Origin of the sequence: Teredinibacter franksiae (assembly GCF_014218805.1) — a bacterium.
GTDB classification, from domain to species: Bacteria; Pseudomonadota; Gammaproteobacteria; order Pseudomonadales; family Cellvibrionaceae; genus Teredinibacter; species Teredinibacter franksiae.
In genome coordinates this window covers 1,595,304-1,611,573 of the sequence record NZ_JACJUV010000001.1, presented here as the reverse complement: position 1 = coordinate 1,611,573, position 16,270 = coordinate 1,595,304, and the positions used below count along the sequence as shown (strand labels likewise).

At 48.5% G+C, this 16,270-nt stretch carries 14 protein-coding genes; 9 read left to right on the top strand and 5 right to left on the bottom strand.

What is annotated here, in order from left to right:
• The first annotated feature begins 103 nt into the window (after positions 1 to 103).
• Genes H5336_RS06490 through H5336_RS06475 form a run of 4 tightly spaced genes read left to right on the top strand, consistent with a single transcriptional unit; the run spans position 104 to position 2,986 of the window.
• Entirely contained in the window at positions 104 to 568 is a 465-nt protein-coding gene (locus H5336_RS06490) for an FKBP-type peptidyl-prolyl cis-trans isomerase (RefSeq protein WP_185232531.1), read from the top strand.
• A gap of 38 nt (positions 569 to 606) precedes the next feature.
• Positions 607 to 1,974, top strand: a complete 1,368-nt coding sequence (gene ppnN / locus H5336_RS06485) for a nucleotide 5'-monophosphate nucleosidase PpnN (RefSeq protein ID WP_185232529.1) — start codon at positions 607 to 609, stop codon at positions 1,972 to 1,974.
• Between the two features lie 8 nt (positions 1,975 to 1,982).
• Complete coding sequence (smrA, locus tag H5336_RS06480) at positions 1,983 to 2,558, top strand: DNA endonuclease SmrA (RefSeq protein WP_185232527.1); 576 nt, start codon at positions 1,983 to 1,985, stop codon at positions 2,556 to 2,558.
• Positions 2,559 to 2,566: 8 nt separating this feature from the next.
• Entirely contained in the window at positions 2,567 to 2,986 is a 420-nt protein-coding gene (locus tag H5336_RS06475; RefSeq protein ID WP_185232525.1) for an MAPEG family protein, read from the top strand.
• Positions 2,987 to 3,014: 28 nt separating this feature from the next.
• Here H5336_RS06475 and olsF read toward each other — a convergent pair whose 3' ends face one another.
• Positions 3,015 to 4,727 (bottom strand): bifunctional ornithine lipid synthase OlsF, encoded by a 1,713-nt coding sequence (gene olsF, locus H5336_RS06470; protein WP_185232523.1) that lies wholly within the window; start codon positions 4,725 to 4,727, stop codon positions 3,015 to 3,017.
• Between the two features lie 139 nt (positions 4,728 to 4,866).
• On the opposite strand from olsF, the gene H5336_RS06465 reads away from it, so the two are divergent.
• Entirely contained in the window at positions 4,867 to 5,481 is a 615-nt protein-coding gene (locus tag H5336_RS06465) for a DUF924 family protein (RefSeq protein WP_185232521.1), read from the top strand.
• A 267-nt stretch (positions 5,482 to 5,748) separates the two neighbouring features.
• Here H5336_RS06465 and H5336_RS06460 read toward each other — a convergent pair whose 3' ends face one another.
• Complete coding sequence (locus H5336_RS06460; RefSeq protein WP_185232519.1) at positions 5,749 to 6,849, bottom strand: hypothetical protein; 1,101 nt, start codon at positions 6,847 to 6,849, stop codon at positions 5,749 to 5,751.
• Positions 6,850 to 6,997: 148 nt separating this feature from the next.
• On the opposite strand from H5336_RS06460, the gene serB reads away from it, so the two are divergent.
• On the top strand, positions 6,998 to 8,206 hold the full coding sequence (gene serB, locus H5336_RS06455; RefSeq protein ID WP_185232516.1) for a phosphoserine phosphatase SerB: 1,209 nt from the start codon (positions 6,998 to 7,000) through the stop codon (positions 8,204 to 8,206).
• A gap of 110 nt (positions 8,207 to 8,316) precedes the next feature.
• Here the strand turns inward: serB and H5336_RS06450 are convergent, their stop codons facing one another.
• From H5336_RS06450 to epmB, 3 genes are all read right to left on the bottom strand, one after another.
• Positions 8,317 to 10,404, bottom strand: a complete 2,088-nt coding sequence (locus tag H5336_RS06450; protein ID WP_185232514.1) for a GGDEF/EAL domain-containing response regulator — start codon at positions 10,402 to 10,404, stop codon at positions 8,317 to 8,319.
• Between the two features lie 202 nt (positions 10,405 to 10,606).
• Positions 10,607 to 12,331, bottom strand: coding sequence for a cyclic-di-GMP receptor FimW-related protein (locus H5336_RS06445; protein ID WP_185232512.1), 1,725 nt, complete (start codon positions 12,329 to 12,331; stop codon positions 10,607 to 10,609).
• A 91-nt stretch (positions 12,332 to 12,422) separates the two neighbouring features.
• Positions 12,423 to 13,433, bottom strand: coding sequence for an EF-P beta-lysylation protein EpmB (gene epmB / locus H5336_RS06440; RefSeq protein WP_185232510.1), 1,011 nt, complete (start codon positions 13,431 to 13,433; stop codon positions 12,423 to 12,425).
• Between the two features lie 255 nt (positions 13,434 to 13,688).
• Between epmB and H5336_RS06435 the strand changes: the two genes are divergently transcribed.
• From H5336_RS06435 to epmA, 3 genes are all read left to right on the top strand, one after another.
• Positions 13,689 to 14,492 (top strand): DUF2884 family protein, encoded by an 804-nt coding sequence (locus H5336_RS06435; RefSeq protein ID WP_185232508.1) that lies wholly within the window; start codon positions 13,689 to 13,691, stop codon positions 14,490 to 14,492.
• A gap of 184 nt (positions 14,493 to 14,676) precedes the next feature.
• Complete coding sequence (gene efp, locus H5336_RS06430; RefSeq protein WP_185232506.1) at positions 14,677 to 15,246, top strand: elongation factor P; 570 nt, start codon at positions 14,677 to 14,679, stop codon at positions 15,244 to 15,246.
• A 68-nt stretch (positions 15,247 to 15,314) separates the two neighbouring features.
• Positions 15,315 to 16,253, top strand: a complete 939-nt coding sequence (gene epmA / locus H5336_RS06425) for an EF-P lysine aminoacylase EpmA (RefSeq protein ID WP_185232504.1) — start codon at positions 15,315 to 15,317, stop codon at positions 16,251 to 16,253.
• The last annotated feature ends 17 nt before the right edge of the window (positions 16,254 to 16,270 follow it).

Genomic DNA, 16,270 nt, shown 5'->3' with positions numbered 1-16,270 from the left:
GTTTTTTTTTGCGGCTTCATATTTAGGCGCGATGCGTTCTCGCCGGAGCATGTTAAACTGCTGTTTTCTTTAATCGAGCGCGTTCTGCGTAACAGGAGCCCCTTTGAAAATTCAAAATAACTGTGTGGTATCGATTCATTACACCCTAACAGGTGAGGACGGTGAGGTTATCGACTCCTCTGATGGCGGTGAGCCGCTGACCTATTTGGCTGGTGCCGGTAACATTATTCCGGGATTGGAGCGTGAGCTGGAAGGCTGTGTTGAGGGTGATAAAAAGCAAGTGGTTGTTCAGCCCGCCGATGGTTATGGCGAGTTTGCAGAGGAGCTGATTCAAACACTCCCGCGTGAAGCCTTCTCCGGCATTGAAAAAATAGACGTGGGTATGGAGTTTCAAGCGCAATCCCCCGAGGGCGATGCACAGTATGTAGTGGTAAAAGAAGTGGCTGATGATGGCATTACCATTGACGGTAATCACGAACTAGCTGGGCAGGTATTAAAGTTTGACGTAGCCGTTGAGTCTGTTCGTGAGGCAACCGAAGAAGAGATTGATCACGGGCATGTCCATTAATCAATTCCACCGAAAGTAGAAATAAAGTGAGTGCTCGCATGTCCGAAGAAAAAAATTCGGTATTAGTTTCACCTGATAATACCCTTAATGTACTGTCGCAACAGGAGGTTGCGGGTCTTATTGATCGCAGTAACGTCGATGTTTACGAAACTTTTCGTCGCTGTGCATTGGCGGCATTAAATACGGGTTCGGAAACGGATAATACCAAGGAGGTGCTGGATACCTTCTCGGACTTTTCCGTGGATGTTGTTCAGCAAGAGCGAGGTATAAAGCTGCGTATCGAAAATGCGCCGGCTAATGCGTTTGTTGATGGTGAAATGATTCAGGGTATTAAAGAGCACTTGTTTTCGGCGTTGCGCGATATTATTTACGTTAATAACGAGCTGCTGGAAAATTGCGATACCGATTTTTCTTCTTCGGAAGGCATCACCAATGGTGTTTTCCACATACTGAGAAACTCCGAGTTACTGCATACCAATACTCCCCCCAATATAATTGTTTGCTGGGGCGGCCACGCCATTGGTGAAGAAGAATACGATTACGCAAAGGAAGTGGGTTACCAGCTAGGCCTGCGCGGTATGGATATTTGTACGGGCTGTGGTCCGGGCGCCATGAAAGGGCCTATGAAGGGAGCAACCTTTGGGCATGCGAAGCAACGCTTAACGGGTCGGTATATTGGCATTACTGAACCGGGTATTATTGCCGCAGAGGCGCCGAACCCCATAGTTAATGAGCTGGTGATCATGCCAGACATAGAAAAACGTTTGGAAGCCTTTGTGCGTACTGGTCACGGTATAGTGGTATTTCCTGGCGGCGTAGGTACGGCAGAAGAAATTTTGTATATCCTCGGTATTCTGCTTCACCCGGAAAATAAGCGCTTGCCGTTTCCGCTGATTTTTTCTGGACCGGACTCATCTGCTGATTATTTTAATCAAATCGATAATTTCATTGGCGCAGCGTTGGGTAGCGAAGCGCAGCAGCGCTACGACATAGTGTTGGGTGACCCTGTTGAAGTTGCGCGAAAAATGCGTTTGGGCATGGCTGAGGTAACAGCTTATCGCCAGCTTACTCACGACGCCTACTACTTTAATTGGGTCATAAAAATAGAGCAGGATTTCCAAGAACCCTTTCGGCCAACCCACGAGGCTATGGCAGCGTTAAAATTACATAAGCAGCAGCCAGTAAATGAATTGGCCTCCAATTTACGGCGGGCATTTTCCGGTATTGTTGACGGCAATGTAAAAGAGCATGGTATTAAAGCCGTTGCGGAAAAAGGCCCCTATGAAATTCATGGGGATGCCGAGATTATTGCGCCACTTGATGCATTACTTCGTTCCTTTGTTAGTCAAAAGCGAATGAAAATTCCAACCACTCATTATATTCCCTGCTATCGAATAGTTCAGTAAGTGGCGATATGACAGACGATAACGATTTCGGTAGCCTGCTAGGCGACGATGTGCAGCCCATAACAACGCCAAAGCGGGTCAGCTTAGACGCCTTAAAAGATGGCGATGTCGATAAGGAAAAGCGACGGCTGGCGGCACAATCGTTGTCTGAACCTAAACAAGACCCGCTTTCCGTACCCGTTGAGCGCGTTGACCCGCTTGCTGTGCTCAGCTATCAGCGCCCTGGTGTTCAGCATGGCGTATTTAAAAATCTTCGTTTGGGCAAGTACGCACTCGACGCTCGCCTAGATTTGCACCGGCTGACGGTAGAGCTGGCACGTAAAAGTGTTTTTCAGTTTATTCAAGATTGCCGTGAAACCGATGTGCGTTGTGCGCTTGTTACCCATGGCAAGGGCGAGGGAAGAGAAACTCCCGCGTTACTAAAAAGCTGTGTCGCGCATTGGTTACCGCAATTTGACGAAGTTCTGGCGTTTCATACAGCGCAAAAACGCCACGGCAGTTATGGGGCTACTTACGTGCTACTCAAAAAAAGTGATAAAAATAAGTTGGAAACAAAAGAACGGCACGCACGCCATCAAAAATAGGAATTGATATGCTTTATCCCATGTTTGCGTTAGTCGCTTTTGTGTTTTTATTTATTGTATGCCAATTTATTTTACGGCTTAAATCCGTACGTACTCGTACGGTAAGCTTAAGTTACTACCGTGTTTTTCAATGTAAAGACGCTGAAATTCCTACCCAAATTCTTGCCGGCGGCCGCCATTTATCCAATATGTTTGAAACTCCTGTGCTGTTTTATGTGGTTTCGGTATTGGCCATTGTTCTGCAGGTGGAAACGCTTTGGATGATTACCTTGGGTTGGGTTTATGTTGGTGCGAGAATTGTGCACGCTTACATTCACGCGGTGTACAACAATGTTATACACCGCATGCTGATTTTTTGGCTGGGAATAATAGTGCTATTACTGATGTGGATCACACTGGTGATTTCCGCGAGCGCTACTGCGGTTTAATTGGAGGCTCTTTATGTGCTGATTGGTGTTAAAAACCAATATAGCGTTTGCGTTTATTCATTTTGAGCTTGGTAATATCGGCCATGCAAAGGCCATCTAGGCAGTCGCCAAAGCTTGGGTCGCGGCTGAATACAATGGATTGAAATCCGCCGGGTTCAAATAATGCGGTATATTGTTTGAATAGTACTGGTAGCCTGTGTCCTTTTTGTACAAAGTACTGCTGCATAAAATCAAAAGCATCGTCTGCGTTGTGTTCACCGAAATGATTTGCTAGTTGCTCCATTCTTTCAGTCGAGAGCAGGTAGGGGTGATTAGCCTTGGCTAAATGTTCCGGGCAGGCATAGTAGCGGTGGTAAAAGTAGACCAGCATATCCATCAGTTCTCGGGGATACTCTGCGCTCATGCTAACAGGCCCTATTAGATATCGAATTTGAGGGTTGTGGGCCAGATAGGCGCCCAAGCCCTGCCATAAATAATCGAGACAGGCCTTCCCCCAGTATTGTGGTGCAACAAAGCTTCTCCCTAGTTCTACGCCTTCGTTAAAATATTTTTCCATTGCCGGTTCGAATCGATATAGGCTGCTGGTATAGAGGCCCTGTATGCCTCGCCGGGCGAGAATAGATTGGCCTTCCCCAAGCCTATAAGAACCAGCAATTTCCTGATTTTTGACGTTCCACAAAACCAAATGCTTATAGTGGCGGTCGTAGTTGTCTGTATCTCGTTTTTGGCCTGTGCCTTCTCCAACTTCACGAAAGGTCAGTTCGCGCAGCCTACCAACTTCTCTCAATACCGCTGAATCACGATGATAATCAAGTAAATAGATTTCATTGTTATCCCGCGTGGCGCCGATTTTTTTTGCTTGCTGTAGTTCTTTGTGTAGTTTTTCAATGGGTTCGGCGCGAGCAATTTTTTTCTGGGTTGAGAATGTGTTTGTGTTTGAATGGCCGATATTATAAAGGTGTTTTTTAATACGCTTGACCAGTGTGCGATCAAGAAGCTGGTCTGTTTTTAGAGACTCCGAAGGAATTAGATCTCCAACACTAAAGTGAATGCTGCTGGAACGTTTGTTAAACATCTCGTGGGCGAGCAAGGCCGTGCCGAGGGGTTTGAAAATGGCCGAGGCACCGTAAAAAAGCAGCGAATTTTTCGCGTGGATATGAACAGGCAGTATGGGAGACTGTGATTTTCGAGCAAAATGTAAAAAACCTGGCCGCCACTGGGTATCCCTTACGCCCGTTGGCCGCACTCTGGATACCTCGCCTGCTGGAAATACAATGATGGCTTGGTCTTGCTTTAGTGCATGAATAACACGTTTGTAGCTGCGTCTAGCGCCGCCGCCGGTCATGTTATCTAAGGGGATAAACAGCTCATGCAGGGCTTCGAAATTCATCAGCATATCGTTGGCAACAATTTTAACGTCGTCGCGCACTTCACTTACTAGTTTTAACATGGCCAGCCCGTCGAGGGAGCCAATGGGATGGTTGGCAATGATAACAACACCGCCTGATGCCGGAATACGGCTTTTGTCTTTTGAACTTATAGTGTAGTTAAAGTTAAAAAATTCAAATACTCGATCGACAAAATTAAAGCCTTTATCCTGCGTGTGGCTTCGGAGAAAATCATTAATTTCATTTTCATAAATCAGTTTTTTTAGCAGTGTTAACGTGGGTTTACGTAGCAGCGCAGGCCGGTTGGCGAACGTTGGGAATTTATTGGTTATAGCTTTTTCAACATTAATCATCGTAAGCTGGTTTCCGCTGAAACTTTTTTGAGTGCCGCTGGTAACGCCTTTCTTGGCCTAGAATTGCTTTTGTGGTCGGAAGGTTAAGCGCTCGAGATGACTTTAATATGACAGGCAGTTGAAGATTGGGTGTTTGAGTATGGCTTATACAGATATCAATAGCTTTTGGTTCCAGGGGTGTGAAACGAATCCAGAAATGTTGCCTCAAGCCGCCAAAAGGTGGTTTAGCGGTGGGGAGCAGTTGGATGCAATGATCCGGGAGCGTTTTGCACATTTATTTGAACCCTTGGCGGCAAAAATGGAGCAATCATCGGAGTTGATATCTGCGTTCGGAGCGGCAGAGTCGCTAGCGATGATTGTGCTCTTTGACCAGTTTAGTCGTAATTGTTTCCGTAAGTCTGCGAAAGCTTTTTCTTTTGATGCGCTAGCGCTACAGATGTTGGACTCTATGGAGGCGCGGGGGCTGCAGGAATCGTTGCACCCAATACAGAGGGTGTTCCTTTATATGCCATTGCAGCACGCTGAGTCACTGAGCCGTCAAACTCAAGGGGTGGCGGCGTTTGAGCAGCTCTCAAACTTGGCCGAAGCCCCGTATAGAAAAATTGTTGAGGGTTCCTTTAATTATGCAATAGAACACAAAGCTATTGTTGAGCGGTTTGGGCGATTTCCCCATCGGAATGATGTTTTAGGTAGAGCATCTACCGAAGCAGAGGTGGAGTACCTAAACAGTGGCGGTAAACGCTATGGGCAGTAGGCGTAATGGTTGAGTTACCACCGGTAAAATTAGGGTACTGAAGTTTTCAAGACAAGACTAAAGGGCACCTTTATTGATTGATTATGGCTGCGCGTGAATCACACGCAAAACCCTTAAGGGAGCAGCCATTACTAGCGTTATTGTTGCTTTGAACGGCTGCTGCTTTGAAAGGTAGCGAACCTTCCGCTACGCAGTTCGTCTTACACTAAGGGTTACCATACTGCGCAAAGGCTAGCATTCGTTATCAGCGGTGCCCTAAAATTTTAGCTAATACAGTCGTGCCAATTGTGAACGCTGTTTTTCTAGCAGTGACTGAAAAGGTTGTTCAAAGCTGGAGACCACTTTGCGACCATTCATGGCGCCAACATCCAAAAATTGCAGGCGGCGGCGAATAAGATCGTCACTGGCGGCGTGCGACTCCAGTACCAACCCTGCGATGGGCAGGTTGGCGGGCGCTAGGTCGAGATGATTGGCGGACACAAACGCTGCGAGGTCTAGCGGTATATTGTTGGTGATGCTGGCGAGTTCGACAATAAGCCAAGCGCTGCAGGCGGCGCGAAATAGCGCTTCGTTTGTTGCATCATTAGCATAAAAGGTGAGTCGGAATTGGTCGTTCTCTAGTTGGTATTCCGCACCGTTGTACAGCGCTAATACGTCGCTGATGGTTTCTTCTACTTCCCCCAGCGTTTTTCGAAAACTCTCTCCGTTAAGTTGTTGCTTTAAAACGCCTAGATTTTTGATATGAATGATTCCATATACCTTGGGTAGTTCTTCATGCGCCAGCTCTTGCTCTGTGTTGTTCTGTTTATCTTGGTCCTGGGGCGAAGTAGACGCGTTGCGCTGAAATTCGAATGAGCCAATTCTGTGAAGTTCCCAGCCGAGCAGCAGTAGCAGTGCGAGAATGGTGAGAAGGGCAAAGAGCGCAAGCGCACCGCTGATGGCGGGGGTTTTGTCTAGCGTAACCGATACGTAACCCGCAATACTATCGTGCAGTACAATGGCTGCGGTGAAAGTTTGAGGTATTTCATCCAGGGCTCGTGAGTCCCCGGCTTGTACGAGTAGATTGTTTTCCACGTCGTGAATTGTGGCTAGGCGAGTGCCAGGGTTTACCATCACGTCACGGAGAATGACCTGAAGCCGAATCAGGTCATGGTTAAACGTAGCATCAATAGCCTGGTTTGCCGCCATGGATGCGAGCGCGTCACCGTAATTCTGGTTGTGGTTGGCATTGAGTTGTTGAAGTCGAGGGAGGCAGATCATGCTTACCAGCGCCACACCGCTGATAAACCCAAACAGGCAACCCGCGAGTGGGGATAGGCCATGGAAGCGGATTTTCAAACTACAGACCTCACTCTCAAGCATGAACATAAACGAATACCTTAGAGGCATTTTTCTTGGAGAGCAATGAAAAAATCTCCAAAAATCAAAGCGTTAGTGTTTCTTAGTGGTGGCGATCATTTTTTGTGTTGATCCGATATAATGCCGCCGAAATTGGCAGTTAAAAAAGGCAAGTTAGGTGCGAGAACTCATTCTGATTAATATCTCTGGCCACGATCGACCTGGGGTTACCTCTGAGGTCACACGTATACTGATGGAGGGCAATGGTAATGTGCTCGATATCGGTCAGGCCGTAATTCACGATCACCTGTCGCTTGGCATGTTGGTTGAAATCCCCGATGGTAGCGACTCTTCACCGGTGGTGAAAAACATACTCTATCGTATGCACGAGATGTCCATGCAGGTGCGCTTTCAGCCCATTGCGGGAGACAGCTACGAGGATTGGATTACGCATCAGGGTAAAGACCGGCATATTGTTACGCTTCTCGCCCGCCATATAACCGCCAGTCAGATTGCATCGTTGACAAAAATTATGGCTAGGCATGGGTTGAACATCGACAACATCAGCCGTCTTTCTGGGCGGGTTCCGCTCGACCATACGGATAGCCATTCTATTGCCTGTGTTGAGTTTTCAGCGCGTGGTAAAGGCGATATTGGCCAGCTACGAGCAGATTTTGCTGAGCTGGCCAGTGAGATGGATGTGGATATCGCGTTCCAAGAGGACAGCATGTTCCGCCGTACTCGCCGTTTGGTGTGTTTTGACATGGATTCGACGCTTATTGAAGCGGAAGTGATTGATGAGTTGGCTAAGGCGGCTGGCGTTGGTGAGCAGGTGTCTGCGATTACCGAAGCGGCTATGCGCGGAGAGTTGGATTTTAACGAGAGCTTTGAACAGCGTATGGCTTTGCTCAAAGGCCTGGATGAATCTGTGCTTGCGGGCATAGCTCAACAGCTACCCATTACCGAAGGTGCTGAGCGACTCATTTCAACATTAAAGAAGCTGGGCTACAAAACGGCAATTCTCTCCGGTGGGTTCAATTATTTTGGTTTGTATCTGAAAGAGAAGCTGGGTATCGATTACGTTTATGCCAATGAATTGGAAGTTGTTGATGGCAAAGTTACCGGTAATGTTAAGGGTGAGATTGTCAACGGTGCTCGCAAAGCGCAATTGTTGAAAGACTTGGCTGAGCAGGAAGGCATTTCGTTAAAACAGGTAGTAGCCGTAGGTGACGGCGCTAATGATTTGCCCATGTTAAGTATTGCAGGCCTCGGGATTGCCTTTAGAGCAAAGCCGCTGGTTCGCGCCGAAGCCAAGCAGTCGATATCCACCTTGGGGCTTGATGCCATTCTTTATATGATGGGCTTTCGTGATAGGGAAATAGGTTGAGTCGATTTCGTCGAGTATTCGGGAGTACGTTCAGCGCTGCAGCGAAGCACTCCAGATTCAGGTTGGGCGAAGCCCGTCCCAGAAGCGCAGTGCTCCGCCCGCAGGGTAAATTAGCTTTCCGTATCGAAGTCGTAGTCCATGGAATCCGTTGGGCCTTGAAGGTAATAGCCCTGAATATAATGCACGCCGGATTGCCAGAGTTTGGACAGCACGCTCGCGTTTTCTACAAAAGGCACGATGGTGATTTTGTCTTCTTGATGTAGTTGGCTCACCAGTTCATTGAGGGTGTTGGCCGCTTCTTCGTTATTGGTTTGCAATTCCTGGGTAAAGGAACCATCGACCTTTACGTGGGAGCACTTGAAGTGCTTCAGCGCGGTCATGGGGTTAAGGGCACAGCCAAATCTAGAAATGCTGAGGCCGCAGCCAATTTTGGTTATCTGACCCGCAAACGTAGAAGCTACGTTAAGGTGATCGTTGACATCGATTTCACCGAGCTGAAACACTATGGTGTCGGGCGGTAGGTCGGCTGCTTTGAAGGCAACCCCTAGCCATGGGGGCAGTGTTGAGTCGAGCATAGACTCTCTACTTAAGTTCAGCATCAAGTGGGTTTGGTTACCCCTTTTTCTGTGTTCGGAAAGAATTTTGATCGATTCCAAAATAACCCAGCGGTCAATTTTTGTGGTGGCGCCAATTTTGGATGCTGTACTTAGGAAGTCATTAGGTGATATTTCCTTGCCCTCTTCATCGACCATACGCAGTAACACTTCGTAGTGCTCTTTGTCGGAGCCGCGTAAGCTGAGAATGGGTTGGTACAGCAATTTGAAGCGGCCGGTGTCCAGTGCCCGCTGCACCATGTTGGAAATATCTTGCTTCTGTTCTTCTTTGCTTTCTGGCTCGTAAATGCGTACGGACTCTTCCGATGTTTCGGTCTGAACCATGCCCAGAGCTTTGAGTGCCTGTTCAATCGGTATTTCAGCGTTGGCCGTTGTTTCGTTTATGAGTGAAACGCCGATGTGGTAGGTAAACTGAAGGGTAGAGCCATCGACATCTACAATATTTTCGTTCAGCCGTTTACACAGGTCGTTGGCTCGCTTGAGCGCAGTCTCGGGGTCAATCTTGGGCACCAGCAGCATGAACGAATCTTCACCATAGCGGCAGAGAGTATCGTTTTTCTTTACTTGAGCTTTGGTGTAGTTAGCAATAGTGCCTAATACGATGTCGCCGGAGGCAACTCCCAGTTTGGATTTGACGATGTCGGTAAAGTTAGTGATGCCGATATTCAGCAGTGCAGAGTTATGTATATTCGAAGCGGCGTTCTCTACCGCGGTATGCAGGGAGTCGAGCAGGTAACTTTTATTGAATAGGCCGGTTGCTAGGTCTTGGCTTTTAATTTGCTCCAGCTGCGCTTCAAGCTCCCCGCTATCGGTGTTGTTAGTGCGAATTAAGAATTGTATACACAGCTCTTCTTCGTAACTGGACTTGCGTACGTCGACTTTCAGTGGCCGCTCGGCTTCGTCTGCGGTAACTGCGTAAAACTCCAGTTTGGTGGTGTTGATGTCGCTACCTTTGAGGGTGAACTCTTTGAGGAAGCGTTTTACATTGTCTTGATCTTGAGCGCGAATGACGTCGATTACGGGCATGCACTCAAGGTCGTCTCGACTTTCGTGGCCGAGCAGCTCAGTAAAGGAATCATTCGTATATAGGAACATGCCGTCCTGAATAAAGGCGATGGCATCGCGTGAGCTGTCAAGTAGCTGTTGATTACGGCGCTCAATCTCTTTATGACGGCGCTCGGCAAATCGGCGTAAATCGCGCTCCTCTCGGTTTTGAAATTCTCGTTGAATGACAAATAAAAGGTGCTGATCTTCGTCTAACCGCACAACATCGACGGCGCCGATTTTTAGGCCCTCTACGATTGGTTGAGAACCCTCTTCTTCTGATAGCAAAATAAGGGGAACATCTTTGCTTAGGCGGCGAATTTGGCGAACAGCGTCTATGGGTTTCAAATTACTGGCCTTATCAAGGCCAATCATCATGTCCCAGACTTTTTCCTGTAATAGTTTGGTTAGCGCTTCAATGTTGTCGACATGCTGAGCTCGAACCGGGCGGCCGGCGTTATGAAGCATGCTGATAAGTCGTTCAGCCTCGGAGCGAGAATCGTGCAGGATGAGCAGTCTAATGGTTTTGGTTTGCGACATGTTGTCCAGTATAGCTGTAGGCGCGAGCAATTATGAGTGTGCTCTGCGAATCAATCAGGCGAATAAATGAGCAGTTCAGTGGTGCGCGGGCACGCGTTTATAACTGAAATACCCAAGACATAAGGGTGAAAGTATACAAGAACTGTAAGTATAGCCCCTGTGACCCTACCGGCAAAATTCGGAGGTTTACCGCGTATAAATGTTAGTCCCAGTCATTATCGAACTTTTGGTTGCTTTCACGGCGTTTTTCAGGGCTCTTGACCGGGTCCATTGGTTGATACGAGAATTGTTGAATACTGCCCGTGGTGAACAAGGATTTATTTAATTTGGCTTTATATTCAGTGTCACCATCGTATACCTTAATTTTGTCCGCTTCTTTAAACGGAACGCTGGCGGTGAGTATGGATGGCGGCGTTTTGCCATTTTTAGATGCAGGAATATAAAAAGCTCGCATAAAGTCCGAATAGCCGCCCATGTCATACAGTAGTGCTGCACCAAAGGGTTTGGGCTGGCTGGCGAGGTTTTGAATGCCGAGTTGAGTGCTGCCCTTAAAGTGACGAATCCAGCGGACGACGCCGATACTCCAGCTGTGTCGCCCGGACTCTTTGATGCCAATGAGCTCGCCCGATTGTAGCTTGGCTGGGACCACCCCTTTGAGCAGCATACAAAACCCACCGGCGCTAACGTTTTGGATACTGGCACTATAGGTGGGAATTGATTCGGCCTTCGTTTCTTCGATTTCGTCGTCGAACCCGAAGCTAGCGGTGAGTGCGCCTAGAGGGTCATTTGCCATGTCGGAGCTTGGGGCGTTTTGCCCGGAAAAAGCGTCAAAACCTTGCTTGCCGCACACGTAAAAGTGAGTGTTGACCAAACCGATGCAGATGTCGGCGGAGCCTTGCACGTCACGACGCTCTTGCTGGCGTTGCTTGATACCGCTCCAGCAATTTAACAAGTGATCTATGAGGGCGTCCGGAAAGCCAACGGCAACAGTCAGAGCGCCATTAATGCTTTTTTCTTCCGGATTGTCGTAGTTTGCCGATAGCTTGGAGAGCAGGCTGACCAAAACTTTAAAGTTCACCTGAAGCACACGGTCATTACTGCTGCCCTCAAAACGGGATTTGTATAAAGGCGGCGTGTCTGTAGCAAGGTTTACGAGGTAAAAAAGGTCTTTATCTTGGTGGCCACTGGTGTGTAGGCGAATATATTGTGCCCAAGTTTCGAAGGCTTCAAATACGAGGGTTACGTTTTTCTGGCTCACCTGATTTAACTTGGCTGTTGCTAGCATCAGCGCACGGGCGTAGGCCGTTTGGATGTTGGTCGCACGAACGGTTTTCAGTAGGTTGTCGGCAACCGGTTTGGCCAGTAAGTCGAAATAATCGGCGATTTGGAAGAGCGCGTGCAAGTGCCGCCAAAAACCTGCCGGTGGCTGCGTGTAAAGTTGGTAGTTGCGCATCAACACGAGGGTAATACCGGTAATAGCTCGGTGTAGCGAAGTTGTGAGGTCGGCAACGGTTGAGGGGCGGAAGCGTTTCACTTGGCATAGCTCGTGAACACACTGACAATAGCCGTCTATCATCGCTTTTTGAATTGCCTGAGTGATAATGACCATGCGCTGAGTAGAATCGGATGTGTTCAAGTGCAGGTTGACAATATCGCGGGTCAAATTATCAATGACATGCTGGGCTGCCGGGCGGACAGCTTCGAGCATGGCTAGGCGAGATTCAGTGTCGGTTTTAAGACGGCTGATTTCCGGGAGAGACTGATAGAGTACTGCGCCGGTTTCCGATGCTTTGGTGGCGTGAAGATCTTCCACCCACTCTTTTATTTTGGCGGGTTTTTTACTCGCACAAAAGGACAGCTTTTGCAGTGTGGGCTCCTTACACTGCAGTGCGTCGACGAAATCGGATAGATTGTAAGTTGAACTCATTGGTATTGGATTTGCTCCATTCCCTTTTATATAAATACCAGTATAGCGTTTTTAATTGGCGCGGAAAGCTGCAAAGGCGTCTCTGGAAGACTTAGACGACTGGCATTTTACTTCCAGCACCGGCTTCTTCCCTGACCAGCCTGGGTACCAGATAGCCTGGTAACTGATTCAATAGTTCCCGGTATAACGCTTTAGCATGGGTCTCTGGCACCTCAAAATGTGCAGTACCAGACACTCTATCCAGCAGGTGCAGATAGTAAGGCAGTACGCCACAGCTAAACAACCGTTTACTTAAATCGGCGAGCGTTTTTGAGTTGTCGTTGACGGATTTCAAGAGCACCGACTGGTTGAGCAGGGTGACATCAGCGTTTTTCAGCTGTACCAGCATCCGCTGAACATGCACATCAATTTCCTGCGGGTGGTTGCAGTGGATAACCATAACCACGTCTTTGTTACTTGCGCTGAATATGTTCACCAGTTTGTCGGTTATACGTGAAGGAATGACAATGGGTAAGCGAGTATGCAGACGAATCCGGGTGAGGTGCGGTATTTGCCCTAACTGCTCAAACAACCACTCAACTTTTTTATCACTGGCCGCCAAGGGGTCGCCACCACTGAGGATGGCTTCTTCGATGTTTTGATGATGGCTAATATAGCCAATCGCCTGCAGCCAGTCTTCTTGGGATGGCGTGTTTTGCTGGTAGTCAAAATGGCGGCGGAAGCAATAGCGACAGTTCACCGCACATTGCGACGCGGCAATCAGCAGCACCCGGCCGAAATATTTGTGAATGATACCCGGCAGAGGGTTGCTGTCGGCTTCGCCCAGAGGGTCATCAATAAAGCCTTCGGTGCTTTCTTGCTCGATGCCAAGCGGCAGCACTTGTTTTAACAGCGGGTCGTTGATGTCGCCCTGGGCCATTCTGGCCAAAAAGGGGCGTGGTATACGTAACGGGAAGAGTGCGTGAGCAGCTTTTATTGGCGCCAGCAGTGATTCTGGCAAGTTAAGGGCCCGTATTAATTCTTCCGGTTCGATCAGCAGGTTGGCGGTTTCTTCTTGCCAACTTTTTAATGCCGTGTGATGAATTCGTGCCGGTTCAAACATAAGTGAACTAATACAGCTAGTGCGTGGGCGGCGATTATACACGGCAAAGGGGTTGCTATCGCGTGTTTAGCGTGAGCGAGCGTTACGGTTAGTCATTTACGCCATTGCTTGGTGGTTATCGCTACCTTTGTGGTAGTCCAAAGGCCGAAGCGAAGGTGTTTAGTTTGCCTAATCTGTTGAATATTAAAGGTATTGTTGGCTTGGCATTGAATCTGCTATCGCAGGTGTATCGCTTAATACAACAAGGAATCGGTAATGAAATCTCTGCTTGGTATCGTGCTTATCGGCATCATATTGTCTGCATCGACAACATTTGCACACTCAGCCAATAACAATTTCTCTCAAAACTGTGAGAGTGAGCAGCGGCGTCAGTTTAGCCGCGGGTTGGAGTTAACGCCCGACGAACTCCGGATTTATGAGGAGGGTAACCTCAAAGCTTCCATAAACCTCGTGGGCGAATTACGTATTGATGGTGCGTTAATGGAGTTGGATGGACAGGCTCGCCAGGCTGCGATCGACTATCAAAACGCCATTCGTGAGCTGATGCCCAAGGTGCACGGTATTGCCGACGAAGCTATTGGCATTGCCGAAGTGGTGACGTCGCAGGTATTGGTAGAGGTCTTGGAACTGAGTGATGAGGATGTAGCTGAATTGCGGTTGGTGCTGCAACAATCACGCGATAACCTAAGGGCGTATTTTGAGTCGAACTCCATTCGCCTAGGGGGAGCCTCCGCTGACGATGGTTGGGGTGATTCTCTTTTTGATCAGGACTTTGCTGAGGACCTAGAAGCTGCCATCGAAAAAATCGTGTATAAGGCCAAGTTTCGTATTATAGGTAAGCTTATGAGCGAACTATTCTCATCGGAGGAGGGCGCCGAGGCTTTTGCTCAGCGCATGGAAACCATGGGCGGCGAAATTGAAAAATCCATGGAGGGCTTTTCCGCTGTGATGGAGGGTAGAGCTACTGAGCTGTGCAGCGATTTGAATCGAATAAGCGATTTAGAGGAAAAAATCGTAGCTGCTGTTCCGGCGTTCGGGCATTACATTTTGTTGGACTGAACACATTTTCGTCATCCATTATCCTCCAGCTAATCGCTCCTGTATAATGCGCCTCACTTTGGCAAGGGTGGTTGTGCAATAGTTGGCCGGTGAGTTTCTTAAACCACCGTCCTCGCTCGGCAACAACCTTTAGAAAACAGTAACTTAAGACAGTTTTCCGGAACTGAGACAGGCGAGAGTATTAATGGCTAACTATTCAACCAACGAATTCAAATCGGGCTTAAAAGTCATGCTAGACGGAGACCCATGCTCCATCGTTGAAAATGAATTCGTTAAGCCTGGTAAAGGCCAGGCGTTCAACCGCGTTAGATTAAAGAACCTGAGGTCTGGCCGTGTTTGGGAGCGCACGTTTAAATCCGGTGAATCGCTCGAGGGCGCCGACGTAATGGACCACGAATTACAGTACCTCTATAACGACGGTGAGTTTTGGCACTTTATGGACCCTCAATCATTTGAGCAGCACCAAGGCGATGCCACCGTGGTTGGCGACGCCTACAAATGGCTAAACGAGCAAGATGTGGTAATTGTAACCCTGTATAACGGCTCCCCGTTGAGTGTTACACCACCCAACCATGTGGAGCTGGAAATTGTTGAAACGGACCCTGGGCTGAAGGGTGATACCGCACAGGGCGGCACCAAGCCAGCAACCTTGTCTACTGGCGCGGTGGTTAAAGTACCGCTGTTTTTGTCTCAAGGTGAAATCATTCGGGTAGATACGCGTACCGGTGAATATATTGGGCGTGCAAATAAGTAAGTTGTTTTCATTGTTTTCGATAAAGGCCGGCATTGCGTCGGCCTTTTCTTTGTGTGGTGGGCACGTCTATGGGTAAGTGTGTATGGCAGCCAACGGCAAGCATTCCTACGTTGCAGGCCCGGGCGCTTGCGCTTGCGCATATCCGCGCTTTTTTTAGTGAGCGCGGAGTGATGGAGGTGGAAACGCCGCAACTTGCTGCTACAACCGTAACGGACCCTCAACTAGACAGCCTTTCGCTGGTGGCGGGGGCGGGCTTTCTACAAACATCGCCCGAGTACTTTATGAAGCGTTTATTGTCGGCGGGGAGTGGTCCGATATTTTCTATGGCGAAAGCCTTTAGAGCCGACGAGCAGGGTAAGCATCACAGCCCTGAATTCACCATGCTGGAATGGTACCGTCCGGGGTTTGACGAGCGCCAGTTAGCTGAGGAAGTGGTGAATCTAGTGGGTTCGCTGGCACCTGCTAGTCGTGTTCAGCGTAACAGTTATGCTGAATTATTCCAGCAAGCCTGCGGGCTTAATCCTCATCAGGCAACGGTCGTTGAGCTTCGGCAATTGGCCGGGGATGCGTTGGATATTCATTGGCTGGACGAAAATAAAAGCCTTTGGTTAGATTTATTATTTACCCATTTGGTTGAGCCCACCTTTAGCGACTGTGTTCACGTAGTCTTTGATTACCCCGAGTGCCAAAGTGCATTGGCAAAAGTTGAGCAAAATGCGCAAGGGGAGTGGATAGCTCGTCGGTTTGAGGTCTATTGGAAAGGCCTGGAATTGGCAAATGGTTATTGGGAGTTAACCGATGCAAATGAACAGCGAAGAAGATTTGACGCCGATGTGGCCGCGAGAAAAACGATGAATAAACGCCACATCGAGCCAGACCAAGGGTTGTTAGCGGCGCTCGACGCAGGAATGCCCGCTTGTGCAGGCGTGGCCTTGGGGGTGGACCGGTTGCTTATGTGTCTGCTCGAGTTAACGTCTATTGAGCAGGTTCAAAGCTTCAGAGGCTAAAATCAGTTATTAGCGGT